The organism is Mucilaginibacter inviolabilis, assembly GCF_011089895.1.
Lineage (GTDB): Bacteria > Bacteroidota > Bacteroidia > Sphingobacteriales > Sphingobacteriaceae > Mucilaginibacter > Mucilaginibacter inviolabilis.
In genome coordinates this window covers 1,276,367-1,301,190 of sequence record NZ_JAANAT010000001.1, presented here as the reverse complement: position 1 = coordinate 1,301,190, position 24,824 = coordinate 1,276,367, and the positions used below count along the sequence as shown (strand labels likewise).

The following is a 24,824-nucleotide window of genomic DNA, read 5'->3' as shown; positions in this document are numbered from 1 at the left end:
CTAACTCCATTTTTGTAATTTATGTTCATTTGCAAGAGGTTGAGCCATAATCTTTGCCTGTTCTTCATTGTCCAAACGCATACAGGCTACGATGATAGCTATGGCCAAATAAAACAAGACGTTACTTGGATATTGTACTAATGCCTGCTGCGGAAAATTACCCACGTTGAAAGCAAAAATGATCAATATCATAGCCATACAATAGTTTTTGAGCTCCGGGTTTTTTATTCTGTAGTAATAATTAATGCCGTTATAAAGGGCAATATATATTAGTGTGCAAAAAAGAATCAGTCCAATCCAGCCCATTTCAACTGCTACACGTACATAACCACTATCCGGAGGGAATTTTGATAATTCAGAATTTGGTGAAAACCGTCGTCCCCAAACACCTACAGAACCCAGTCCGCCACCGATAGGATGTGCTAAAATGTAGGGTTTTATCCGTTTTTGATTCTCTGCCCTTACGTTGTATGATGGGTCGTCAGAAGGATTAAAAGCAGTCTGGAACCGTTTGATCAATGGGTTTGAAGTAGGCATTACAATTAAAAAGCCAAGCATTAAACCTGCTGTTACGGCAAATAGCATCACCTTTTTATTGAAATTTAATACGGCAAGCATCAGTAGAGATGCCGGAACAAGCACATAAGCGGCCCTGGTGCCTGAATAAAGCATCACAAAAAGGAAAAATGCCGCCATGAAACCTAAGGCTATTTTTTTACGCAAACTATGGTTACCCATAATTAAAGCGATGCAAAGCAAGGCCGCAACTACCATGTTATATGAAAAAGTAACAGGGTCGGGGAAAATGCCAAACTTACGCATATGCCCGTTAATGAAAAGCAAGCTTACGCGTAAAGGGTCTGCGTACAGATAATCTTTTTCAAACCAAAAAAAACCAATGTTTTCCTGTTGAAACGCTGAAATAGCTGCAATACAGGAAAAAGCAAGCCATAGCTTTAACAGAAACTTTATAAAATCAACAGATCTGATGTGATATACAAATACAAAGTACATCATCATAATAAAACCAACCGTACGTACTGTATATACCCAGGCAAGCCTTGACGTAGCCCAGGGGTTAACTACTTCCAGGAAATTATATGCCAGCCAGATTAAAATAATATAACTAATTGGGTTTTTAAAGCGCGACCAATCATGTTCTCTCTTTTGTTTGATAAAAAATCCCAGAATCAATAAATACGTTATGGCATCAAGCAGCGTACCTATAGGAGCTATTTCCGGAACCATCTCCGAAAAATAGTTTATAAAAAATGAGGCGATTATGAGGATTGTTATTCCGAATTTAGGATAGGCTACAATGCCATATAGTATAGGAATGCCAACGAGCAATGTTAAAACTATACTCCCCCCAATTATCCCGAATTTAAACACGATATAACTAAAGAATAACGAAGCCAACAACAATAACAATATCACCACTTTGTTGGATAGCTTTTGTATTAATATGCTTTTCCAAAGTGATGGCTTTGTTTCAGTACTATTGTTGACATTGTTCAGCATTTGCTGTTATTATGGTTTTAAAAAAATAAAATTTTAACTACCCAAACAAATGTTCCGATAAAAGCGACAACGACAGCAGCTTTGCGTGATTTTTTTTGCAGGGGACTTAAATTTTCAAATGGGTCAAGTTCCTGTTTCTTGGGTTCCAACCTCATAATAATGTAGTTTTAAATCAATATTAACACCAGTCGAAAGTCCTTAGTTTACGATGCTGATTCTTTTTTTTGATTGAAATCAGTTTTGTTAAGTACCCAGCCCGCAAATTTATTATTAAGGCTACGCAGATAAGCTATATCAGGTTTTTGGCTGTTGGTGATACTTTTCCCCGATTCAAAAACTGCAAGGGTTTTATTGGCGAACAATAACCATTCTTTTGATTTATTTAAAGCGGTTAATGGAGCTGTATCAATAATAATAATGTCGTACTTTGATCTAAAGTCATCAAGGCGGCTTTTTATAAAAGCCTCGTCTCCAATTTCAAATAAGGTAATATCCCCGCCATGATTTCCCAATACGGTAGTTGTGCTGCTGTTCACTACCTGTGCATTAAGTGGATTGTTTTTAAAATAATCTTCAACATAAACACCCGGCAACGCTGTTTTACTAATGGTAGGGTTATCGAAATTGCCATCAATCAATAATACCTTTTTGTTGATCATGGAGTAAGAATAGGCCAGGCTAATGGCTAATAACGTTTTTCCCTCGGTAGCATTTAAACTGGTTACGGCAATAACTTTCTCACCCTGCAATTCCTGATCAATTTCAAATCGTACTGATCTGATCAATTCTTTAAATTGCTTCATCTTATCACGATGTTCTACATCCCAAAGTTTTTTCAGATCGAGGTTTTCACCCTTGATACGATTGAGGTAGCCCAATAAGGGTAATTGTGTTTTATTAACCAAATCTGATGGATCCTGAATGCTTCTATCCAGGTAAAACAATACAAATAACACAAACAAACAGGCAAACACACTTAATATAACACTAAGCGCAATCAGCAGTATTTTTTTGGATGGCTGAGCAACATCGGGTGTAGCAACTTCAACCTGTCGCAGATTGATAGAAAAATTAGACTTTAAATTGGTTTCGTTATATCTGTTTAAAACGTCGAGATATTCCTTGCCGGCAATATCAATATCAAAATCATAAGTTTTTACAGTGGCGTCAAAAGGAACCAGGCGTGAAAATTTGCCATTCAAACTAGCCAATTCCTTATCAATTGATTTTACGCTGTATTTGGCAAGATCCCTTGATATTTCCAGAGTTAATTTTTGGTGGATCAGGTCGTCCTTTGCTACCAATGGGTTGGTAACGTATTTATCTGATGATTGATTTATCTGGCCGGTAAGAACATTTTGAACAGAATCTATCGTGTTTTTGTAACGGGGATTAAACCCGCTGCGTACATATCTGTCCTCCAGGATGTGAAGCTGATCCTGAGTTGTAGTAATGGCCTGATTATATTTACTAACTGAGGCTTCTACATATTTTCTGTCGCCTGGTTGAAATTTGCTATTGATGGCATTAATGGCGCCGTCATAAGAAATAATGTCTTTTTCAGCCTGTAACTTTTTGTCGTTATAAACCATGATCTGGCCAAAAATGGCTTTAGATTGCTCATCAAGGCTTAGTACACCATTTTGTATCTTATACTTTTGCAGTTCTTCCGTTTTTTTACTTAAAGCGTTCTTTTTCTCTTCCAATAGCTTAGATAAGAAATTCACTGCATTAGTTTCATTTTGCCTTACATTTTGGGTGTAATAAGCTATAAACTGGTTACATAATGTATTAACTATAAAAGCTGATAATTGCGGATTTTCTGAATCAAAGCTTACCGAAATAAAATCACTGTCTTCATCACGTGCAATGGTAAGTTCTTTCATGATGGAACGCTCATCATACTTCATGGATATAAGTATGTCATTTAGCATATCTTCTTCTTTATCATAAAGAGATAGAGGCTGCATGCTTTGAAATTTATTTTTAAATAGCACCAAGGCCCTATCGCGTTCATAAGGATGCAATGCCAATAATTCCTTACTGAATTTACGAAATGGGGTAGGGCTGCTCAAATCATGAATCATGAGCTGGTAAGAAACCTGATTGATCAGTTTCTTTAGTTTCATAATAGCTATCAGGTTGCTAAACTCGCGGAAGACCTGCTGTTCCTGGGCATTTACGTTATCCTCTTTATCCAGCAGGTGCCTGGAAGCATCAACTATACCGGTTGCTATTTGGGCATGGGATATATAATTGTTAGGTAAATTCTTAACAAGAAAAAATGAACCAATTACCGTTACCAACGGAATGATAATGAGTGTGTTTCTATATTTACGTAGAAGTTTAAAAAACTTAGCGATCTCCATTATTATTTAATCTCTTCTAATTTAGTACCCAATAATTCTTCCAGATTGGTTTTTGCTGTAAATGTCGCCAATTCAGCTTGTACTTTAAATGAGTTTTGATTGTAAAGGCTATTTAGTTGCTCGTTATAAATTTGAAAAGTGGTTTCACCTTTCTGAAAAGCATACTTTAATTGTTTAACTGCACCTTCGGCATCAAGTACCGCATTTGAACGTAACCTAAGTTCGGCCTGAGCTTCCAGATAGGCGAAATAAAAGCGTTTTACCTGCGCCTCAAGGCTTAATAAATATTCGCTTTGCTGATACTCTGCTACTTTATACGTCTCTCTGGCTGCATTAGTTGTGGCCGGATTTTTTAGTAGCTGACCAATGTTAAGGGACACAGATAATTGATACCCTTTAAAAATAGTGGGGGTAGAAAGATTGATGGAATTTTGCGGACTATAAATATAAGAGGCGGTTAAACCATCGAGCCAGGCGAATTTGGTTGCATTGTAATTGCTTTTAGCAGCATTTACCTGGCTTTGCCTTAATTTAACTTCCGGATAGTTTTTCTTTGCAGTAGCTATCAATTTTTCAAGATAAGGGTAGGAGATATCTTTAATAAAAGATTCCTGAGCGTATATATTATTCGTAAAAACAATAAAAATTAATAGAAAAGAAAGCTTAATAATATTTTGGTTCATTAGTTTTATACTTTTTCTTTTTGAAACAGTGCAGGTATAGTTCCCATAATAATTCTTAAATCTAACCAAATAGAATATTTTTGGGCATAAAAATTATCTAATTTTTTCCGTTCACGCTCAGACATGTCTTCTTTTCCCCGTTTACTGATCTGCCAAAGTCCGGTTAAACCAGCGGGGCCTAAGAAACGCATTGACCATTCGTTGGAAGTTAACATTTCTGCTTCATAAACCGGCAATGGACGGTTACCTACTACAGACATATCGCCTACCAGGATGTTAAATAATTGAGGCAATTCATCAAGACTCGAGTTACGTAAAAACTGTCCAAGCTTAGTAATGCGCGGATCATTTTTAATCTTTACAAATGCCGCTTTATTAGTTCCTGTTTCAGATGCATACTGATTGCTTTCTGTTGATAATTTGGCCAGCAACTGATCGGCATCCGTGCGCATCGACCTGAATTTATAAAAATCGAACACTTTATAACCTGTACCAACACGTTTGCTTTTATAAAAAACAGGACCCTTTGAATCTAACTTAATCAATATAGCAATGATCAGGAATACCGGAGACAGTACAAACAGCATACTGCAAGATATAACCAGATCAATTAAGCGTTTGCCAAAAGGCATTTTATAAGTGGTATCTACTTCTTTAGAAAGTTCAAGCAATCTTGGCTTGATCAATTTAAATGTAACCAGGAAGTTAAGACGTTCACGCAGGTTATCAACCAGAAAGGGTACACTATAAAAATCATGTACCTTTAGCTGCATCGCTTTTTGTTTAAGGCTTTTGTCATCAATTGATGATAAAAGAACGATGATCGATCCATGAAGTAAAAAGCTCTTTTTGATTTCCTGAACCATTTTAAAGCATTCTCCGTCGGCGTCAACTTCCATTAAAATAATATCAGGAACGGTTAAAATTGATTGATTGCCCAGATATTCTTCAAGCTCGGCAATGGAATCATTATATACCACTTTAAAATTCTCATGAAGACCTGCAAAAACCAACTCCTTCAATGCTAGACCTGCGTAAGCAATTTTGACATGGGCGCCTGAGTTTTCGTTCCAATCAGATGTTTGGTGATTCATAAACTTGTAAAAGTTGGTTAATGGCTGTTTTTAACTCATTAGGTTTAAATGGTTTGTGGATACAAGCCTCAACCTTAAAAGGCATTTTACTTACCTGTTCATCAAGATCATGTGCAGCTGAAAGTAATATTACAGGCAAATCACGATAAAATCCGCTGATTTTGACATTTTTCACAAATGACTGACCATCAAAGTAAGGCATTTGAAGATCGGAAATAATTAACTCGGGCATGTTGCCATCCTCGAGCCAGCCAAAGGCGTCAATTCCGTTATTTTTAACAACTATATCATAATCCTTTGAAAGGATAAAGTTGAGTAACTTTAAAATACTTAAATCGTCATCAACAATAAGTAGGGTTTTTTTCATTTCTGAAGATTTATAAAACCTGAATTAATTAAGTTGTAAACATGTTTTAATTATGAACGGGCGCACTGTTGACTTTTATTAATTTTCTTTTAAAAAGATTATTTTGACGATCAATAGAAACAATTGGGTTTACGTTAAAACAGTATCCAGGGTTTGTTATTATTGATGAAATATAAAAGCTAAGCACTGATATTCAATTTTGGATACATGTTCAATTACTATACCGAAAGTACGGAAATAATGCCTGCCACAGTTTCAGGAAGCGGTTTTATTTGTCAACATACCTATATTGAGCCCATAAAGAGCCCTATACGTATAAATGCAGTTTGGGAATAGTATATTCATTTTACCCCGAAGTGGATAAAGTGAGGAATTTATTCCCTGTTAGGGAATAAATTTACTATGAGTTGATATGGTATATAAGCAATAATTACGCTTTTGTATTAAAAAGAAAAATGAAGTATATACTCAAGGCTTCTCAATAATCGACAAAATATTGCCAGCGGGGTCATTAAACCAGGCTATAGTCGGCCCACGATGATCGCCTTTTAAGATGCCCTTTTCGTTGGTTTTAAAATTTTCATCGTTATAAACTATAAACTTTACACCTCTGTTTGTTAGTTCATCAACTGTTTTGTCAACGTTATTTACGGTGAAATTAAGTATGGTGAAGGTAGCGGGCTGATGATTTGGCTTGGGGTAGATCAGAATAATATTCCCCTCACTTAATTGCAGATTTAACAAGTTAGGCATTTCCTTGTCCTCATAAATGTTCAGACCTAATATGTTGCCATAAAATTCTTTTGCCTTGGGTAAATCATTCACTGAAAAACCACTAAATGCGCTATTATATTCTAACATGATCTTCTGTTTTGTTAATTAATAATTAAACTAATTGTTTTTTGTTTGCCTGGCTAAAATATTAATCAGGTAACACCTCAGCACGACATCCACAATCATTTAAAAAAATGATCAGTTTTTTAGATCCAATAACACCTTTTGTACACTCAATACGCAATATCTTATCACAATCGTCCAGGTCAAAGTTGGCATTATAATGTGTAAAAGTTTGATGTATCTGATTAATCAGCTTATTAGCGTATCGACGGGTATTTACATTGGTTTTAAAAACTTCAACATGCATAGTTGTATTACTTAAGTACGATGGCCTCTTTAAATAGAACTTTACCTGGGAACATAATTATATAACATGGGCCTGATTAAAGGTTGTTTATAATTTATTACCCTTGTTTGTTGGCGGCGTCAGCCATCCATTGAACACCGAACTGATCGGTTAACATACCAAAATAACTGCCATCCCAGGGTGCTATCTCAAATGGATATACAACTGTTCCTCCACCGGCTGCCAGTGCATTAAATAATGCTCTTGTTTCTTCTACGCCGCCTCCATTAATAGTAAGGTGACAATTATTGCCGCGCTCTAAACCTTCTCCCATTTTACCTATGGCGTCTGTTGCCATCAACACATTTCCGCCGATTGGTAATGATATATGCATTAGTTTATCCAGGTCCTGTTTAGAAGTGTGATCGGCCTCGGGGCTATCCTTGAACCGGATTAACATGAAAAAATCACCACCAAAAACAGATATATAGAAATTGAAAGCTTCTTCAGTATTACCAGCAAAATTCAGGTAAGGGTTAATGGTTGACATGGAATCTGCCATCCATTGAATGCCAAACTGGTCTACCAACTGACCGAAATAACCACCCCACGGCGCTTTATCAAAAGGATATACAATTTTGCCACCAGCAGCAAGCGCATTAAATAGCTTTTCTGTTTGTTCTGGCGTTTCGCCATTCATGCAGATGTAAAAACTGTTGCTTTGAACTAAATCTTCGGCCATTTGGTCTAAAACATCAGTACCCATCAGCATATTTCCATTACCTATGGGCAGGGCTATGTGCATGAGCTTATCTTTGTCCGCATCGGCTGTATTTTTTGCTTCAAAAGTGTCTTTGTAGCGCATTACAACTGCAAACTCGCCTCCAAAAACAGATTTGTAAAAGTTAAACGCCTCTTCGGTATTACCGGCAAAATTCAAATAAGGGTTAATTGTTATCATCTTGTGCTTAATTTAAGTATGTATTGATCTGTAAGTTGTTTACAGATCAAATTTACCTTCATCAAACAGGATGCGAAAGGGGCGAATACGACAATTAAGGGGTTGATTATGACATAATGCTAATCCCGGGCAATAAACCGATATAGATAAGGCGCTTTGTGCGCTCCACCTGTCCATTTTTTGGCTATCCGTTCCAGTATACCTAAACCAAGCATTTTACGATGAAAGGCGGCACGGATTAGTTTTTTATCTAAAATAGTTTCATAAAGACGTTGCAAATCGCCCATGGTAAAGTTATCCGACAGCAGATTAAAGCCGATAAGTTTATGATCAAGATTAGCTTGCAGGGTCTGTAGAGCCTTATTAATGATTTGCTGATGATCCTGCATTAAGGCAGGCAGCTTATCTAAACTAAACCAATCGCAACTATCGGATATACTATCCGGGGTTGGAATAACTTTTGTAAAATCGACAAGGGCATAGTAGCCAACAGATACAAAGCGTTTTAACAACCAATGATCTTCGGGAGGTGTGAGGCCACGAGCTTTCATGATAGTTTTAAGCGGTGTACTATCATACCGGCTTTTGTCACCAAATACATAAAACTGGTCAAGAAATATATTGGTTAACCCTGTACGACTAAACAAAACACGGCGGGCAGCTTCATTAACATCTTCATCAGTGTGTACAAAGCCACCCGGAAGCGCATATAAGCTAGTGTCCTTGTAGCTAAGGATCAGGACTTTAAGTTTATCGTCATGGAAGCCAAAAATAACCGTATCAATAGCTAAACCCGGTAAGAAGCCTTCGCCGGTAACATTAGTTTCCTGCTTTATAAACTCGTTGTCCATTTAATATTATAAAATTCAGGTGGCAATTAACAAAAAAATTGATGTTTAATTAAATTTAATTTATTATTGTAACAAAATGATACAATAATATAAATCCATTCATTTTAAGCCAATTAGCAATTATAACCAATATGAAAAAAACACTAATAGCAGTATGGCTGCTTACACAGATTGTTAGCGTAAAAGTGTTAGCACAAACAGGCAATCAGGTAACCACACAGAATGGGGTAGTGGAGGGTACAAGAGAAGCAGGTTCACCAATTTTGATATTTAAGGGAATTCCCTACGCCCAGCCGCCGGTAGGTGATCTGCGATGGAAAGAACCCCAACCGGCTCAAAACTGGCAAGGCGTATTAAAGGCCGATCATTTTGGAAACAATCCTATGCAGAAACCAATATTTGGTGATATGGGCTTCCGGTCAGCTGGTATGAGTGAAGATTGTTTGTACCTGAATGTTTGGACACCGGCTAAAACCGGCAAAGAAAAACTTCCGGTGTTGGTTTATTTTTATGGGGGTGGATTGGCTGCTGGTGATGGATCTGAGCCACGTTATGACGGGGAAAGCATGGCTAAGAAAGGTATTGTAGCACTTACTGTAAATTACAGGTTAGGCATATTTGGTTTTTTTGCCCACCCGGAACTTACCAAAGAATCACCTAACCATTCGTCGGGTAATTACGGGTATCTTGATCAGCATGCAGCTTTATTGTGGGTGCAAAAAAATATCGCGGCATTTGGCGGCGATCCTAAACGGGTTACCATTGCCGGTGAATCAGCGGGCTCTATTTCGGTATCGGTACAAATGGCTTCTCCTTTATCCAAAGGCCTGATAGCGGGCGCTATTGGCGAAAGCGGGGCAGGCATTAAACCTACGCTTTATCCCGTGCCATTGGCCGAGGGTGAACAAAAAGGTACAACTTTTGCCTCCCGCATGAAAGTGAATTCATTGGCTGAATTAAGGGCTTTACCAGCTAAACAATTACTTGATTCTGTTTTTTCAGCCGGAGCATCGGTAACATCAGCTACTATTGACGGCTACTTGTTGCCCAAGTCATTACCCGAAATTTTTGAGGCTGGCGAACAGGCTCATGTACCTTTGCTGGTAGGATGGAACTCTGCAGAGGTTCCGTATCAATTTTTGTTAAGAGGCGATTCACCAACTCTTGAAAATTATACCAAAGTAATAAAACAACTTTATGGCGACCGTGCCGAAGAGGTATTAAAATTATATCCGGCATCTTCAAACGATGAAGTGATCCGGTCGGCAACGGCGTTATCCAGCGATCGCTTTATAGTTTACAGCACCTGGAAATGGGCTGATTTACAAGTAAAAACAGGAGGTAAGCCAGTATATCGTTATGAATTTGCCCGTGTACGACCTGCTATGACAGCTCAAATGGGTAATGCAACACCTGGTTTGGCCGGTGGTGTGGTAAAAGGTGATGCCTCCAAAGCGGCAGCCCCTAAACCTTTGACTGTAGGAGCTCCTCATGCTTCAGAAATTGAATATGCAATGGGCAACCTAGCCAGTAATAAAGTTTATGCATGGACACCTGAGGACTATAAAGTATCCACCACCATGGAAAACTATTTTGCCAATTTTATAAAAACGGGTAACCCGAATGGTAATAGTCAGCCGAAATGGGAAGCCATTAAAGATAATGATCATGTGAAATTTATGACTATCGATGTTGTAAGTCAACTCAAAACAGAGGTGAATCGTTCACGTTACCTGTTCCTGGACAAAGAGTATATGAAATAATTATTGATTAACTGATGCTGATAGATCCCGGTTACCAATTGGAGCCGGGATTTTATTTTTTGTATCGGTTCTTTTTGAATAAGTTAGCACTCAATATGAGTACCTTTGCCGATAGAATAATAGCCTTTAACCAACAGCTTGACTTTGCCGGAATATTACCGCCCGGTATCAGCATTATGAACCCGTTTAAAGAAAACGGGCCTGCCCTGCAGGTTTCTACCCGGTTTTACCGAAAGTATTATAATGATGAGCATCCCAGGCATTTAATATTAGGGATTAATCCGGGTAGGTTTGGCTCTGGTATGACGGGAGTATCGTTTACCGATCCCAAAAGAATGATTGCTCAATGTCAGATACCTTTTGAAGGTCAAATAACACATGAGCCATCCTCAGAGTATGTTTATGATATGATCAATGCATTTGGCGGCATACCGGAGTTTTACAGTCAGTTTTATATCCATTCAGTTTGCCCGCTGGGTTTTACTATTACAGGCAGCAACGGAAAGGAAACGAATTATAACTATTACGATACACCCGGATTACAAAAAGCGGTATATCCATTTATTGTAGAAAACATACAGAAACAAATAGACATAGGATTTGAAACAGATGTTTGTTTTTGCTTTGGAACGGGTAAAAATGAAGCTTTTTTACGAAAGCTAAACGATGAGAAACGCTTTTTTAAACAAGTCATCGCGCTGGAACATCCCCGGTATATTATGCAGTATAAGGCAAAATCAAAACAAGATTATATTGATAAATATATCAGGGAGTTTAACAAAGTTCTTTTGTAAATAAGCAACACTTCACTTGGTAGTGATGTCCCGGTTATGGTCATCCAATTCTTTTCCTGTAGCGCTGTAGTTGCGTATAAAATCGGCTAGCTGGTTCAGTTCAAAATCAGTAAGCTCAGTACCTCCTGAATAATGATAGCTATTATCTTCGCTATCTAGAGATATGGCACCGAGATAGCCTTTATCAAAGGTTTTAGCGCTATCAGTATCCTTATATAATTTATAGGTGCCCGTATTTGCAGTTTCCGATCCCATCTTATTGGGATTTACTGGGTCAATGGCAATATTAATTGGGGTACCGTCTTGTTTCTTTATCCCTATTGTAACGCCGCTGGTAATCATATTGAATGAATTTTAATTGATAGACAAAAGGTGTATGGAATTGTTTTGGGAAAATTAATAAGATATAAAAAGCCTTGCAGCATGGTTACCACTGTAAACTCAAAATATGATGATTTTTTTATTTAATTTATTGGTATTCAATTATATAAATAAAAAATGTCCGCAAAAAGTGTAAACCATGTAAACCCACTTTTACAACAAAATAGCGCTTTGTTCGGAGATTCTGGGTAATGATAACCTACCATTTCTAAAACTCATCCAACTTTATCTTTTGTGTCAAACATTTTAATGTTCATGTATATTTGAATAATATGATCAATACATATGATATGCTCTTACGGCTGTTAGTAGCCGCGTTATTGGGTAGTATAATTGGATGGGAGCGGGAACGCAGGCAATGGACGGCAGGTTTACGAACCCATATGATGGTAGGCCTTGGTTCGGCGCTTGTTATGCTGGTTTCTACCTATGGCTTTAATGATGTAGTGGGTAAACCCGGCATCGCGCTTGATCCTTCACGTGTAGCTGCTCAGGTAGTGAGTGGTATCGGCTTTCTTGGGGCCGGAACTATATTTTTTCTGCGTAACGAGATTGTAAAAGGCTTAACCACTGCAGCAGGTCTTTGGACGGTAGCCGCTATTGGCTTGGCAGTCGGCGGTGGTTTATATATAGAAGCGGTGAGTACCACGTTTATTGCATTGATTATTCTCGCTGTATTTAAGCCTTTTGAAAATAGATTTTTCAAGAAAAACAGGTATCGTAATATTAGAATGACCTTAGAGCAGAAACAGGTAGATTTTGAAGCGATAGAAGCGGTTTTGAAAACAAATAATATTCCATTCAGGGAAATCAGTTTGCTTTCTGGTGATGGAAATGATGAGATCAAGATCACGATACAAAAACAATTCAATCAGCAGGAAACTGTGCTGACGGTGATTGCTGAACTGAAGAAGATAAAAGGAGTAAATGGAGTTGACTTTTTAAGCTGAAACGAAGCGAAAAAATGAGGCTTAATATCTTGAATAACTTAGGATATTAAGCCTCATTATATCTTATTTAGTTATAGTAAAATCAACGCTTGCTTTTTCATCAGCAGAATTACTGCCAAGTACTAATTTATACTTACCGGAGTATATTTTCCATTGATGGGTAGCCATATCCCATTTTTGCAGGTCCTGAACAGGTATTTTTAATGTAAGCGATCCCTCACTGCCTTTCGCCAGACTAATACGCTTAAAGCTTTTTAGCTCTTTAATGGGCATCCTGTCAAGTTTTGGATATTCAATGTAAGCCTGAACAACTTCATCCCCATTTATTTTACCTGTATTTTGTACTTTAACTGTTACGGATACAGTGTCTGTCTTTTTATATTGAGTTTTGGGCTTACTGTCAAGAATGTAAGCAAACGAAGTATAGCTTAAACCAAATCCAAATGGATATTGAACCGGGCCGTTGTAATATCTATAGGTACGGCCTTTCATATTGTAATCCTGATAATCTGGTACGTTGCTTATGTCTTTATAAAATGTGAGCGGTAAATGTCCCGAAGGAGAAACATCGCCAAATACAATATCGGCTAAAGCATTACCACCTTGTTCACCGGGATACCAGGCAAATATAACCGCATCGACATATGGTTCAATAGCCGAAACATCTACATCACTACCAGCTGTAATCACAGCGATGATTGGTTTAGTTTTAACACCTTTTCTTAACGCTTTTATAAATGCGATTTCGCTGGCTGGTAAATTAAGATCCTTTTTATCACCGCCGCTGTTTGATAAAAACGCGTCGCCGGCTTCACCTTCCAATACAGGTGATAATCCGATTACCGCTATGGTAACATCGGCATTTCCTGCGGCCCAGGTGCCTCCAAAATGAGTGGTATCCTTATAATCACAGCCCAGATCGTATTCAACCCTTGTCGATTTACTAACCGCAGCGGTGATACCTTCAACAAAGTTTATGACTTTACTACTTGTGCCATGATAGTTAGCTACCATAGCATCAAGAGATGCTGCATTAGGGCCTACAACCATAATGCTGGATACACTAGCCTTATTTAATGGTAAAATATTTTTATCGTTTTTAAGTAACACCATGCTTTGTTGGGCTACTTTACGGGCAAGGGCTATATGTTGCGTATTATGAATGCTGTCTGCTCCATAACCATGATAAGGGTTGAGGGCTTGATCGTCATAAAAACCAAGTTTAAACTCGGTGCGTAAAATGGCGCTTAATGCCAGGTCCACATCTTTTTCTGTCAATAATTTTTGTTGGATGGCTTTCATTCCATCATTTTGTAAAATGGATGAACAGTCTAAATTTACGCCGGCTTTTAAGGCTGCTGCGGCAACCTCAACGGCTGTTGGTAAAGTTTTATGGGTTAGGTAAACATCATCAAGTGCCCCGCAATCGGTAACAACATGTCCCTTAAATCCCCATTCTTTGCGTAAAATATCGGTAAGTAATACTTTGTTAATGGAATTAGGCACACCGTTTACCCGATTATAGGCGCTCATCACTGATTCGACGCCGGCATCCACCAATTCGTGAAAAGCATATAAGTAGGTTTCGCGCAGGTCTTTTTCATCCACTTTGGCATCAAAGTGATCACGTTCCGCTTCCGGACCGCTATGAACAGCGAAATGTTTGGCGGTTGCAGAAGCTTTTAAGTAACGTGGATCATCACCCTGGAGCCCTTTAACAAATGCTGAGCCCATACGTCCGGTTAAAAATGGATCTTCGCCATAAGTTTCCTGCCCACGGCCCCAGCGCGGATCGCGGAAAATATTAATATTGGGCGTCCAGAAGGTTAGTCCCATGTATTGCAAATGCCTGTCTTGTGCTATAGCCAGGTTATATTTGGCACGAGCTTCTGTTGATATAACTGTTGAAACTTCCTTCAAAAGATCGTCATTGAATGTTGCAGACATACCTATGGCCTGGGGAAATATAGTAGCTTCTCCGGCGCGGGCTACACCATGCAAGGCTTCGTTCCACCAGTTATATGCCGGTATACCTAAGCGGGGTACAGCCTGGCTGCGGTAACCTAAAAGGGATATTTTCTCTTCCAGAGTAAGTCTTGATAAAAGATCCTTTACTCTTATTTCAATCGATTGCGAATGGTCTTTATAAAAAAGTTTTTGTTGTGCTTGTGTAACAGTACTAATGAACAATATCGCCATCATGGTGGCTAACGATTTGAGGAGATTCTTTATGGTTGGAGCCATCTTTTTGTAATTACTTTTTAAGTTTAATATTAAGGTTAATTCCATATGTATGAGTAGGAGGTAAGCTTGCACCTTCAATACCTGCATATTTGATATCGGGCGAGAAGCCAGATTCAGGGTCGATATTGTCTGAATGTTTCATAATTGTCCACAGGTTACGACCCACTAAAGATACGGTTATACCTTCAATTGGAGAATTTCTTAATAGACCTTTTGAAAAAGTATATCCGAGAGTAACCTGCCTTAGTTTAATAAAACTACCATCCAGAACATTAAGCGCCGATATTCTTTGGGCTAATACCTGATAATAATTTTCTGCCGGTACAGATATGGTGTTTTTAGTTCCTGTTAATGTTACGCCATCACCAACAACCCCGCCTTCACGGCCAACAAGAGTTAGTTTATTAAATCCTCTGAAAATACTGTTATAATTGGTGGCTGATAAAATTTTGTTCCCGTATCGGTAATCGATCAAAAAGGAAAGATTTAGATTTTTATAAGTAAAACTATTGTTAAAGCCACCATAAATTTTGGGTACTGCACTACCCATTGGTACCCGTGGCCCTGCTAAAGGTAAACCATTGGCATCGAATATGATCTGTCCATTAGCATTTCGCAGGTAATCATTTGCCAGGATCTGTGGACCTGGTAAACCTTTAACTAATGCAGTAGTAGCATTTAATGGCCTGTAAGTTCCGAAGCTGATATTTGCCGATTGAGGGGTTCCATCTGTTTGGAGTATTTTATTCTGTACATAAGTAAAATTAAAAGAAGGGTTCCATACAAAATTGGCTGTTTTAAAAGGGGTTCCATTTAATTCAATCTCGATACCATTATTTTGAGTTGATCCTGTACCAATAAATCGTGTCGTAAATCCCGATGATATATCCAGATCACCTTTAATGATTTCATTCCTTGTTCTTCGATGAAAAAAAGCGGCATCGAAACCTAAGCGGCCATTGAGAAATTTGAGATCAATACCAACTTCGGTCTCGGTTAAAGTATAAGGCTTTAAAAATAAATTAGGCAGAGTATTAGAAAAACCAGCCGTAGGAACGCCGTTAACAGGGTTGTTAATGGTATAATATTGAGAGGTGATGTAAGTATCTGAAGGTTCTCCACTGGTTTGCGCGTAAGAAACACGAAACTTCCCAAAATCGAGTGCTGGTATATGTGCAAGCTCAGAAAATATAAGACTGGCTGATACAGATGGCGTAAATATGCCCTGATGCCCTGTGGGTAGGGTGGAGTAAGCATCAAACCTCCCCGTATTATTAATTGTCAGATATTTTTTGATCGAAAAATCGGCAGTATAATAAGCTGAATGTGTTTCGCTGCTTTTATAACTGTAAGTGCTGTTTTTTACACTTAGATTCTCATAACTGTAAAAATAAGGAATGATGAAAGGCCCACCGAAAAGATCAGTATATTCATAACTGTTTTTACGTATACTCGCTCCTCCTGATATATCAAAATTAAGTAGATTCTTTATTATATCGTGTTTTGCGCCTATTAACACATCCGTGTTTAGTTCAGATCTCTGTGTTTCTGACTGTTCCTGAATCAAACCCGTACCTCCCGGTGTATAAGCAGTGCCGGTAGGTATAATAGTCAGTCTTTTATCATGCAAAACATCATTGCCCAGTCTTGCCTGTGCATACAGCCAGTTATTAAAATTATACCTGGTAACAATAGCAGCAATAAGTCGCTGACGGCTGATGTTGTTGATAAATTTATTTACGGCGAAGTAAGGATTGGTTACGTATGAGTCGTTATTCCAACGTAGTTCTGAGCCATCTGCGTTGGTGCCCGGAGCCAGAGCAGCCTGATTTTCATTAGCAGCAAGGTATTGTATATTATTGGCATTCATCGGTCCATCACTTAAATTTGGTTTAAGGTTTGATGATTCCTGAATATAATTGGCCACTACATTTAAGCTGAGTTTAGCAGATACGTTTTGATTGGCAGTAAGATTAACTGTTTTTCGCGATAAACCACTACTACGCACAATAGAGTTATTACTAAGATTGGAGAGCGAAAGTCTGAATCCTCCGTTGTCACCTCCACCACTAAAAGCTACGGTATTTGTGGCGGATGAACCAGTTCGATAAAACTTAGTGATATTATCATTTACAGCAGAGTATGGATAATATTTGCCATCAAATTGAATGGTTGGTTTACCGTCAAGCTTTTCGCCCCAACCTAAATTGCCTGTTGATATGGCACCATATATATTTTGTGGTCGAACACCGTTCTCCCCTTGTCCATAAACAGTTTGATAATCAAAGGTATTAACTGCTTTATCTAATTGATAATTACTGTTTATTTCAACCCCAAAGCCAGCACTTTTTTTATTGCTTTTTGTTGTGATCAAAATAACACCGTTGGCGGCTCTGGCTCCATATAGCGCAGAAGCGGATTGCCCCTTTAAAACGGTCAAGCTCTCCACATCGTCTGGGTTGATATTGCTTATGCCATCACCAAAATCAGCGCCTCCCCATTCATTAGCTGTACCTCTTTGTGTATTATCAATAGGTATACCATTGATGATGAACAGCGGTGATGCAGCGCCGAAACTGGTTACCCCCCTTAATAATATACGCGCTGATGAACCAGGTCCACCGTTTACACCGCTAATGCTTAAACCGGCAACCCGGCCTTCGAGTGAATAGGCAATATTGGTTTCTTTTGCTTTATCAAGCAAATCACCACTAATAGTACTCACAGAATATCCAACCTTCTTCTCGTCCTTTTTTATACCGAGTGCGGTTACAACCACTTCGTTAAGTACATTGCTAACAGATAATTGTATAACGCAGGGAGTAGTTCCTGATACTTTTGCTTCTTTTGTCTGATAACCCACATAGCTTACTCTTAGGATAGAATGCTCCGGCGCTTCAAATGAGAAAAAGCCATCTGTTCCAGTTGGGGTGCCCGCTGTTGAACCCTTTACCATGACTGTAGCGCCGGCTAATGGTTCACCTTTTTCACCGGTTACATGACCACTTATCTTGGTTATATTAATAATCTCAGTAGTTGGTGCTATAACAACCAGGTGATTAGCCAGTTCGGTGTACGCAAAGCCGGAATTGAGTAAAATTTTATCTAATACTTTTATAACTTCTTCATCCTTTACATCAATGGTTACTTTTTTCATCACCGGTACTTTGCGCTCACTATAAACAAAATGATAACTGCTTTGATGCTCAATTATTGATAGTAGCTTACGAAAATCGGCCGATTGCAGATTGATGCTTACGCGTGTTTGGGCATGAGAATTTAAGATCAGAAAATTAAAAAATATAATTAAAGTACAAGTTAATTTCATTTATCAATAAGGACATTATAGTCAATATTTGCCTTTACACTGCCGTTGTGTTTTAAATTTACATAAATTTTAATAAGGAATAGATGGGGCTGCCAAACGCGGTACAGATGGGGGTAATTATATAAAAAAAATGTAACAATTATCAGTTCCCCGGAAATTTGTTACATCAGACTTGGCTCTTTAAATATTAAGTAAATTTTAGTTTCATAGGCAATCTAATAGATGTAAATGGTTGAGTTTTTAATCTTATAATTAAAGCTTTCTGTCATGCGTAGCGCATTAAGAGCCTGGTTTATTGTTTCCTTTTCAAAAACCCCGCTAAAACGGTATTGCTTTAGGGCATCATTTTTAAATTTGATGTCTACTCCGTACCATCTTTCCATCCGATCGGCCAGAATAGGGAAACTTTCATCCCGGAAGATGAACTTATTTTGTGTCCAGGAGGTTTCAACTATGGTACTATCATCTTGTTGCAGGCGAGTAAAGGTAGTAAGTACGTATTGCATGCCTGAACTAGTCTCTGCGTGTTTAAGTTTAGTTGTATTTCGTTGCCTGCTTGTAAACAACCCATTTTTTACGATGAGTTTTTCGCTTGGCTTTAATATGATACGATCAGAAGGCCTGTCATCAAGTGTAACCTCTATAGTACCTCTGATGAGCGTAGTCTCACTTTGGGGGTCATTTGGGTAAGATTTTACATTGAAAGCAGTACCCAAGACCTTAATATTCATTTTTTCAGTATGAATAATAAAGGGATGTTCGTGATCTTTATGTACATCAAAAAAAGCTTCGCCACTTAAATAAACTTCGCGGGTTTTACCCGTGAATACCGCAGGATATTTAAGTGTACTTTGTGAGTTTAAAGTAATTCGTGTTCCATCGGTAAGTACAATGGTTGATTTTTCACGTTTGACTGTATTTTTATTTTGCCATGTATTGGGGGTAGTAGTAAGTTGGTTAATCCTTTTACTAACAAATCGGGAATAAAAAAACCATGAGCCACCGGCAAGCAAAATGATAGCTGCGGCCACACGCCAAATATACAGGTAAGACGTTTTAGAAGCAGGAAAAACGGGCGAAGCTACTTCCTGGCTTTTGATTTTTGTTTTTATTTTTTGAAACGCCAGGGCATTATCCGCAAATTCGGTATCGTTACTATTCCAGTAAATATTAAGGAACTCGAAATCACGGCGATTTATTTCGTCGGAATTTAAGCAATGTTGAAGCTCTTCGCTTTCTTCAGAGCTGATTTCATTGGTTAATTTTTTACTAACCAGCTCTATAAATCTATCATTGCCCATTTTTGATATTTCGTGCTTTTTATAGGTGGACAACTATTTTTAATAAATTACCTACAAGTTTATAAAAAATAGTTGCCAAATACCAATAATCACACTTAATGCCTTGAATATATTGCTTGTATGTACTTTAGGATTATTAAGTTTATCATAATTGCTTAGAACTATACTTAATTTTTTAACAGCTCTAAAAAGCTGTGTTTGTACGGTACGTGGTGATATATTTAAAATCTCGGCAACTTCTTTGTATTTCATTCCATCCTCTTTGATGAGCCTGAACACGATACGACATTGCTGAGGAAGGGCAGTAATGGCTTTATCCATTCTGAAGATCAATTCTTTATTCTCGATTTCTCTTTGCGGATTGTAAGTATTTACAAATTCAACAGAATTGGTTTCTTCTATCTGTACCAGGTGGATACTGGAGTATTTTTTGATGTGATTTAAGGATTGGTTTTTTACAGCTACAAACAGGTAGGTTTCAGGGTTTAATATTTCAGTTAAGGTTTTCCGGTTTAACCAGCATTTAACAAATACATCAGAGACAATCTCTTCTGCTATTTCGCGCTGATTAACGTATAGAATACAAAATTTAGTAAGTGAATTGTTTAACAAATGAAATAAAAGCTCAAAAGCTTTTTCATCATCATTATTGCAAATGAGTTTCCACAAGTTCAGTGTATCAACCTTTCTGTCTTTCAAAACCCGGGAATTTTTAATTAATCACTTAAATTTAAATCTTAATATCGGTCTAACAATAATAAAACATTAATTACTAAAAAAGAAATTTTATTGGCAAAGTTTCAATATTTATTAAAAAAATTTAAAAAGTGTAAGCAATACACCTATTATTGTTGTCAGTTATATTAAACCCTGATTTAGCATGAAAAAAATCTTTACATTTCTTGTTTTAAGCTTTTTTAGCGCCTTTTTAATGGCGCAAAAACATAATGTTTCCAAACAGTACGTTGCACCAGGAGATCCTTTGGTTGAACAAAAGTTAACGGAATGGCAGGATCTAAAATTCGGACTTTTTATGCATTGGGGAACTTATAGCCAGTGGGGTGTAGTTGAAAGCTGGAGCATTTGCCCTGAAGACGAGGGGTGGACCCAGCGTCGCGGCCCATATGGTGCTACCTATAATGGCTATAAAGCAGCTTATGAAAACTTGCAAACCACATTTAACCCGGTAAAGTTTAATCCCGAAAAATGGGTGCAGGCAGCAAAAGATGCGGGTATGAAATATGTGATATTTACCACGAAGCACCATGATGGTTTTTGCATGTTTGATACTAAGGAAACTGATTATAAGATTACCAGTTCAAAAACACCGTTTTCGACTAATCCGAGAAGCAACGTTACTAAAGAAGTATTCAACGCATTTCGTAAAGAAAATTTCATGATAGGTGCTTATTTTTCAAAACCCGATTGGCACACGGAGAATTATTGGTGGCCTTATTTTCCACCGAAAGACCGAAACGTGAATTATGATCCCAAAAAATATCCCGAGCGCTGGCAGAAGTTTAAAGATTTTACTTATAACCAGATCAGCGAATTGATGACAGGATATGGAAAAGTAGATATTTTGTGGCTCGATGGCGGATGGGTTCGTCCAAAAAAGAGTATCGACACCACCGTGGAATGGCAAAGGGGGATTCAATATGATCAAGATATTGATATGCCCAAAATTGCAGCGATGGGCAGACAAAAACAACCTGGTCTTATTGTTGTCGACCGTACAGTATCCGGCGAATATGAAAATTATACAACCCCCGAGCAAGAAGTACCTGAAGTGCCCCTTGATCATCCCTGGGAAAGTTGCATTACCATGGGTAATTCCTGGAGCTATGTCCCCGGCGACCATTATAAATCGGTGCAGCAAATTGTACAGTTGCTGGTTAAAATAGTATCACGCGGTGGTAACCTGTTGATGAATATTGGCCCTGGCCCGGATGGTGATTGGGATCCTGTAGCTTACGAACGATTAAAAGGTATAAGCACCTGGATGAAAATAAATGGGGAAGGTATTTATAATTCCAAATCGGTTGCTCCATATTCAACAGGTAATATTTTTTATACCAAGGCAAAAAACGATAAAGCCATATATGCTTTTATGTTATCAGATCAGGAGAAGGTGACACTGCCTGCAACTGTTTCGATCAAAGCCGGTAAGCCTCGGAAAATAATTTTGTTGGGAAGCAAGCAAAACCTGAAATGGAAACAACAAAATGATGAACTAATAATCAGTATCCCTGCAGGCTTGCAACAAAACAGTAGCTTAAGTGAAGCAGCTTGTTTTAAGTTAGAATATTAAATACTGAGATAAAAAAACACATTAAATTACCAAACAAGTATAACTCTGCATGCATTGCAGTGCTTAATTTTGAAACGATCACCCCACCCAATAATGAAAAAAGTTTATCCGGCAACCAGATCTTTATCTTTTAAATTCTCTATAGTAACCTTGTTTATACTCTGTGTTACTTTTCAAAGCATTACAGCAAATGCGCAAAATAACTATGAACTAAATGAAGGGTGGAAATGTGCCCCGATAAGTGATGAAAAAGAAGCGGGGACAGATATCTCGCATACAACCTATAATACCAGCTCGTGGATGTCTGCCGTTGTACCGGGCACAGTATTAACAAGTCTGGTAGCCGCTCATAAAATGCCCGATCCATTTTACGGTATGAACAATGAGCAGATCCCTGACATTTACAAAACAGGTCGCGATTACTATACTTATTGGTTTGTAAAAGACTTTAAAGAAGCGCAATCTATTGGTAACAATCAGATTTATCTGAACTTCAGAGGTGTAAATTACAGCTTCGATGTGTTTTTAAATGGTCATCAATTAAATGATAAGCCTAATAAGGGCATGTTTTTACGTCAGTCATACAACATTACTAAGTGGATGGCTAAAGATGGCAATAACCGGATAGCTGTTATTGTTTATCCTCCTGATGTAGTGGGTAACCCTAACGGAGGCCAGGGTGGTGATGGTACCATTGCCCGTAATGTGGGTATTCAATATACCGCAGGTTGGGATTGGATTCAACCTATTAAAGACCGCAATACCGGCATCTGGGATAAAGTAACTATAGAAAAAACCGGGCCGATAAGAATTAAAGATCCACACATTATAACCCTGGTTCCCGGAGTAAGGCAACCGGAAGGGCCACAACAACCCGCTATTATCCAGGTGTCGGCAGATTTGCAAAACGCCAGCAATGTACCTGTTAGTGGTGAATTAAAATATACTTTAGATGGTAACACTGTGTCAAAAAAAGTTACGCTCAAAGCGAATTCGATTCAAACAGTACAACTCAATGATTACTCTTTGAAAAATCCAAAACTGTGGTGGCCCAATGGGTATGGTACACAGCATCTTTATCCCATGAACCTGCAGTTTATAACCGCTGACAATAAAATATCTGATAAAGATGAAATAAAAGTAGGAGTAAGGCAGATAACAACCGAGTGGAATACCCGTACAGAGAGCAGACAGATCAATATCAATGGTCAAAAAATATTTATCAAAGGTGGTAACTGGATAGTGTCGGATGAGATGTTGCGTTTTTCGGACGCCCGATATGATGCCGAAGTTCGCTTTCACCGCGATATGAACCTGAACTTGATCAGGGTTTGGGGTGGTGCATTGATTGAACGCCCCGAATTTTATGAAGCCTGTGACCGTTATGGCATGCTGGTTTTTCAGGATATGTGGGGATCGGGAGATTGTAATGGCCGCTGGACGGATCCTATGAAGCTGGATGATCAATGGACGCGCAGAAAATACCCTGATGATCACGGCTTATACCTTAAATCAATTGAAGATCAGGTAAAGCTGGTGCGCAATTATCCTTCGCTGGCTATTTGGTGCGGAGGCAATGAGATCACTCCGCCAGAAGATATGCTGATATCATTGCGCGATAGTATCATGCCTAAATTGGATAACACACGTTGGTTTATCCCTTATTCCAATTCAGAAGAAATGTCGCGTAATACGCTGGGTGGTAATGGTGATGGGCCTTATGGCATTCAGCCTTTATCCACTTTTTGGGCGCATAAAACCTATCCATTTAACTCTGAAGTTGGTTCTGTGGGTGTAAGCGATTATGAATCGCTCAAAAGATTTATCCCGGCTAAAAATATGGTAGTACCAGAGTATGATGAGTCTACCGGTAAAACTAAAACCGACTCTGTTTGGGATTATCATAAATATATTGGTTACGACGGTTTTATTGATAAATATGGCAAAGCAAAAGATGTAGAAGATTTTGCAACTAAAGCACAATTGGTTAATTATGATCAGTACCGTGGTTTGATGGAAGGTTTTAGCTCACATATGTGGGAGTGGTATACGGGCACTATTATATGGAAAACCCAAAACCCATGGACAGCGATGCGTGGGCAAATGTATGATTATTACCTGGATCCAAATGCTTGCCTGTATGGCTTACACAATGGCAGCGAGCCATTGCACATTATGTATGATCCTACAGATGGTATGGTGATGGTAGCCAATAACACATTTAAGAGCCACACCAATATGATGCTGGTAGCCAAAGCTTATGATATGGATGGTAAAGAAAAAATGCTTACCCAGGTATTTTCTGACGTAACGCCAACTACGGTTAAGCGTTATTTATCACTAAAAGGAGAAATGGATAAATTGGCCAAAGACAAAGGAGCTTTCCTTTGCCTGCAGTTATTGGACAAAGATAAAAAGACCCTCAGCGAAAATATTTATTGGATACCGGATGCTAACGGAAACTATTCCGGCTTACAAAACATACCTAAAGGAAACTTAAATGCCTCGGCTAAATACCTAAGCACGGACAAAGTAGAAGTAACTTTAGGTAATACAAGTAATGGCCCTTTGGCATTTTTTAATCGGCTGTCATTAACTGATTCGGATACTAAACAAAGGATATTACCTGCCTTTTACAGTGATAATTATATTACTGTTTTACCAGGCGAGGAAAAGAAAGTGATTATTGATTATAAAAACTCAGCCAAAAAGAGCCTCACTGTAACTATAGGCGGCTGGAATGTAGTTGAACGGACAGTATCTATCAGCAAATAACAAAAAGA

Annotated in this window: 19 protein-coding genes; 5 read left to right on the top strand and 14 right to left on the bottom strand. The window is 38.2% G+C overall.

Going from position 1 to position 24,824, the window contains the following annotated elements; translation table 11 throughout:
• The 9 genes from G7092_RS05095 to G7092_RS05050 form a co-directional block, all read right to left on the bottom strand.
• Nucleotides 1-1,521, bottom strand: a complete 1,521-nt coding sequence (locus tag G7092_RS05095; protein ID WP_166086847.1) for an O-antigen ligase family protein — start codon at nt 1,519-1,521, stop codon at nt 1-3.
• Nucleotides 1,522-1,724: 203 nt separating this feature from the next.
• Complete coding sequence (locus tag G7092_RS05090; RefSeq protein ID WP_166086845.1) at nt 1,725-3,890, bottom strand: GumC family protein; 2,166 nt, start codon at nt 3,888-3,890, stop codon at nt 1,725-1,727.
• A gap of 2 nt (nt 3,891-3,892) precedes the next feature.
• Nucleotides 3,893-4,573: a TolC family protein gene (locus G7092_RS05085; protein WP_166086843.1), complete on the bottom strand. Its 681-nt coding sequence runs from the start codon at nt 4,571-4,573 to the stop codon at nt 3,893-3,895.
• Between the two features lie 5 nt (nt 4,574-4,578).
• Nucleotides 4,579-5,667 (bottom strand): sugar transferase, encoded by a 1,089-nt coding sequence (locus G7092_RS05080; RefSeq protein WP_166086841.1) that lies wholly within the window; start codon nt 5,665-5,667, stop codon nt 4,579-4,581.
• The gene (locus G7092_RS05075; protein WP_166086838.1) at nt 5,648-6,034 is read right to left on the bottom strand and encodes a response regulator; all 387 of its coding nucleotides are present in this window, start codon (nt 6,032-6,034) and stop codon (nt 5,648-5,650) included. The genes G7092_RS05080 and G7092_RS05075 overlap by 20 nt, the downstream gene beginning before the upstream one ends.
• Nucleotides 6,035-6,502: 468 nt before the next feature.
• Complete coding sequence (locus tag G7092_RS05070) at nt 6,503-6,895, bottom strand: VOC family protein (RefSeq protein WP_166086836.1); 393 nt, start codon at nt 6,893-6,895, stop codon at nt 6,503-6,505.
• Between the two features lie 61 nt (nt 6,896-6,956).
• The gene (locus G7092_RS05065) at nt 6,957-7,178 is read right to left on the bottom strand and encodes a hypothetical protein (protein ID WP_166086834.1); all 222 of its coding nucleotides are present in this window, start codon (nt 7,176-7,178) and stop codon (nt 6,957-6,959) included.
• Nucleotides 7,179-7,275: 97 nt separating this feature from the next.
• The gene (locus G7092_RS30610) at nt 7,276-8,118 is read right to left on the bottom strand and encodes a VOC family protein (protein ID WP_235953781.1); all 843 of its coding nucleotides are present in this window, start codon (nt 8,116-8,118) and stop codon (nt 7,276-7,278) included.
• Nucleotides 8,119-8,237: 119 nt separating this feature from the next.
• Entirely contained in the window at nt 8,238-8,969 is a 732-nt protein-coding gene (locus G7092_RS05050) for an NUDIX hydrolase (RefSeq protein WP_166086832.1), read from the bottom strand.
• Nucleotides 8,970-9,100: 131 nt separating this feature from the next.
• Here G7092_RS05050 and G7092_RS05045 point away from each other — a divergent pair, with 131 nt between their 5' ends.
• A complete protein-coding gene (locus G7092_RS05045) occupies nt 9,101-10,732 on the top strand; it encodes a carboxylesterase/lipase family protein (protein WP_166086830.1) in 1,632 nt (543 codons plus the stop codon).
• A gap of 14 nt (nt 10,733-10,746) precedes the next feature.
• Nucleotides 10,747-11,526, top strand: coding sequence for a uracil-DNA glycosylase family protein (locus G7092_RS05040; protein ID WP_235953780.1), 780 nt, complete (start codon nt 10,747-10,749; stop codon nt 11,524-11,526).
• A 12-nt stretch (nt 11,527-11,538) separates the two neighbouring features.
• On the opposite strand, the gene G7092_RS05035 is transcribed toward G7092_RS05040, so the two are convergent.
• Nucleotides 11,539-11,868 (bottom strand): hypothetical protein, encoded by a 330-nt coding sequence (locus tag G7092_RS05035; RefSeq protein WP_166086828.1) that lies wholly within the window; start codon nt 11,866-11,868, stop codon nt 11,539-11,541.
• Nucleotides 11,869-12,179: 311 nt separating this feature from the next.
• Here G7092_RS05035 and G7092_RS05030 point away from each other — a divergent pair, with 311 nt between their 5' ends.
• Nucleotides 12,180-12,857 carry an MgtC/SapB family protein gene (locus tag G7092_RS05030; RefSeq protein WP_166086826.1) on the top strand — a complete coding sequence of 226 codons (678 nt, stop codon included), beginning with the start codon at nt 12,180-12,182 and terminating at the stop codon, nt 12,855-12,857.
• Between the two features lie 63 nt (nt 12,858-12,920).
• Here the strand turns inward: G7092_RS05030 and G7092_RS05025 are convergent, their stop codons facing one another.
• The 4 genes from G7092_RS05025 to G7092_RS05010 all read right to left on the bottom strand — a co-directional run bounded on the left by G7092_RS05025 (nt 12,921) and on the right by G7092_RS05010 (nt 20,429).
• Nucleotides 12,921-15,101, bottom strand: a complete 2,181-nt coding sequence (locus G7092_RS05025) for a glycoside hydrolase family 3 N-terminal domain-containing protein (protein WP_235953779.1) — start codon at nt 15,099-15,101, stop codon at nt 12,921-12,923.
• 10 nt (nt 15,102-15,111) lie between these two features.
• Nucleotides 15,112-18,429 carry a SusC/RagA family TonB-linked outer membrane protein gene (locus tag G7092_RS05020; RefSeq protein ID WP_202985220.1) on the bottom strand — a complete coding sequence of 1,106 codons (3,318 nt, stop codon included), beginning with the start codon at nt 18,427-18,429 and terminating at the stop codon, nt 15,112-15,114.
• Between the two features lie 215 nt (nt 18,430-18,644).
• On the bottom strand, nt 18,645-19,730 hold the full coding sequence (locus G7092_RS05015) for a FecR family protein (RefSeq protein WP_166086824.1): 1,086 nt from the start codon (nt 19,728-19,730) through the stop codon (nt 18,645-18,647).
• 51 nt (nt 19,731-19,781) lie between these two features.
• The gene (locus G7092_RS05010; RefSeq protein WP_166086822.1) at nt 19,782-20,429 is read right to left on the bottom strand and encodes an RNA polymerase sigma-70 factor; all 648 of its coding nucleotides are present in this window, start codon (nt 20,427-20,429) and stop codon (nt 19,782-19,784) included.
• Nucleotides 20,430-20,610: 181 nt separating this feature from the next.
• Here G7092_RS05010 and G7092_RS05005 point away from each other — a divergent pair, with 181 nt between their 5' ends.
• Complete coding sequence (locus G7092_RS05005) at nt 20,611-22,041, top strand: alpha-L-fucosidase (RefSeq protein ID WP_166086819.1); 1,431 nt, start codon at nt 20,611-20,613, stop codon at nt 22,039-22,041.
• Nucleotides 22,042-22,134: 93 nt separating this feature from the next.
• On the top strand, nt 22,135-24,816 hold the full coding sequence (locus G7092_RS05000) for a glycoside hydrolase family 2 protein (RefSeq protein ID WP_166086816.1): 2,682 nt from the start codon (nt 22,135-22,137) through the stop codon (nt 24,814-24,816).
• Nucleotides 24,817-24,824 lie beyond the last annotated feature (8 nt).

Excerpts from the sequence above, each read along its gene's own strand:
- G7092_RS05095 (WP_166086847.1), bottom strand. The coding sequence starts at position 1,521 with ATGCTGAACAATGTCAACAATAGTACTGAAACAAAGCCATCACTTTGG.
- G7092_RS05090 (WP_166086845.1), bottom strand. The coding sequence starts at position 3,890 with ATGGAGATCGCTAAGTTTTTTAAACTTCTACGTAAATATAGAAACACA.
- G7092_RS05085 (WP_166086843.1), bottom strand. The coding sequence starts at position 4,573 with ATGAACCAAAATATTATTAAGCTTTCTTTTCTATTAATTTTTATTGTT.
- G7092_RS05080 (WP_166086841.1), bottom strand. The coding sequence starts at position 5,667 with ATGAATCACCAAACATCTGATTGGAACGAAAACTCAGGCGCCCATGTC.
- G7092_RS05075 (WP_166086838.1), bottom strand. The coding sequence starts at position 6,034 with ATGAAAAAAACCCTACTTATTGTTGATGACGATTTAAGTATTTTAAAG.
- G7092_RS05070 (WP_166086836.1), bottom strand. The coding sequence starts at position 6,895 with ATGTTAGAATATAATAGCGCATTTAGTGGTTTTTCAGTGAATGATTTA.
- G7092_RS05065 (WP_166086834.1), bottom strand. The coding sequence starts at position 7,178 with ATGCATGTTGAAGTTTTTAAAACCAATGTAAATACCCGTCGATACGCT.
- G7092_RS30610 (WP_235953781.1), bottom strand. The coding sequence starts at position 8,118 with ATGATAACAATTAACCCTTATTTGAATTTTGCCGGTAATACCGAAGAG.
- G7092_RS05050 (WP_166086832.1), bottom strand. The coding sequence starts at position 8,969 with ATGGACAACGAGTTTATAAAGCAGGAAACTAATGTTACCGGCGAAGGC.
- G7092_RS05045 (WP_166086830.1), top strand. The coding sequence starts at position 9,101 with ATGAAAAAAACACTAATAGCAGTATGGCTGCTTACACAGATTGTTAGC.
- G7092_RS05040 (WP_235953780.1), top strand. The coding sequence starts at position 10,747 with ATGCTGATAGATCCCGGTTACCAATTGGAGCCGGGATTTTATTTTTTG.
- G7092_RS05035 (WP_166086828.1), bottom strand. The coding sequence starts at position 11,868 with ATGATTACCAGCGGCGTTACAATAGGGATAAAGAAACAAGACGGTACC.
- G7092_RS05030 (WP_166086826.1), top strand. The coding sequence starts at position 12,180 with ATGATCAATACATATGATATGCTCTTACGGCTGTTAGTAGCCGCGTTA.
- G7092_RS05025 (WP_235953779.1), bottom strand. The coding sequence starts at position 15,101 with ATGGCTCCAACCATAAAGAATCTCCTCAAATCGTTAGCCACCATGATG.
- G7092_RS05020 (WP_202985220.1), bottom strand. The coding sequence starts at position 18,429 with ATGAAATTAACTTGTACTTTAATTATATTTTTTAATTTTCTGATCTTA.
- G7092_RS05015 (WP_166086824.1), bottom strand. The coding sequence starts at position 19,730 with ATGGGCAATGATAGATTTATAGAGCTGGTTAGTAAAAAATTAACCAAT.
- G7092_RS05005 (WP_166086819.1), top strand. The coding sequence starts at position 20,611 with ATGAAAAAAATCTTTACATTTCTTGTTTTAAGCTTTTTTAGCGCCTTT.
- G7092_RS05000 (WP_166086816.1), top strand. The coding sequence starts at position 22,135 with ATGAAAAAAGTTTATCCGGCAACCAGATCTTTATCTTTTAAATTCTCT.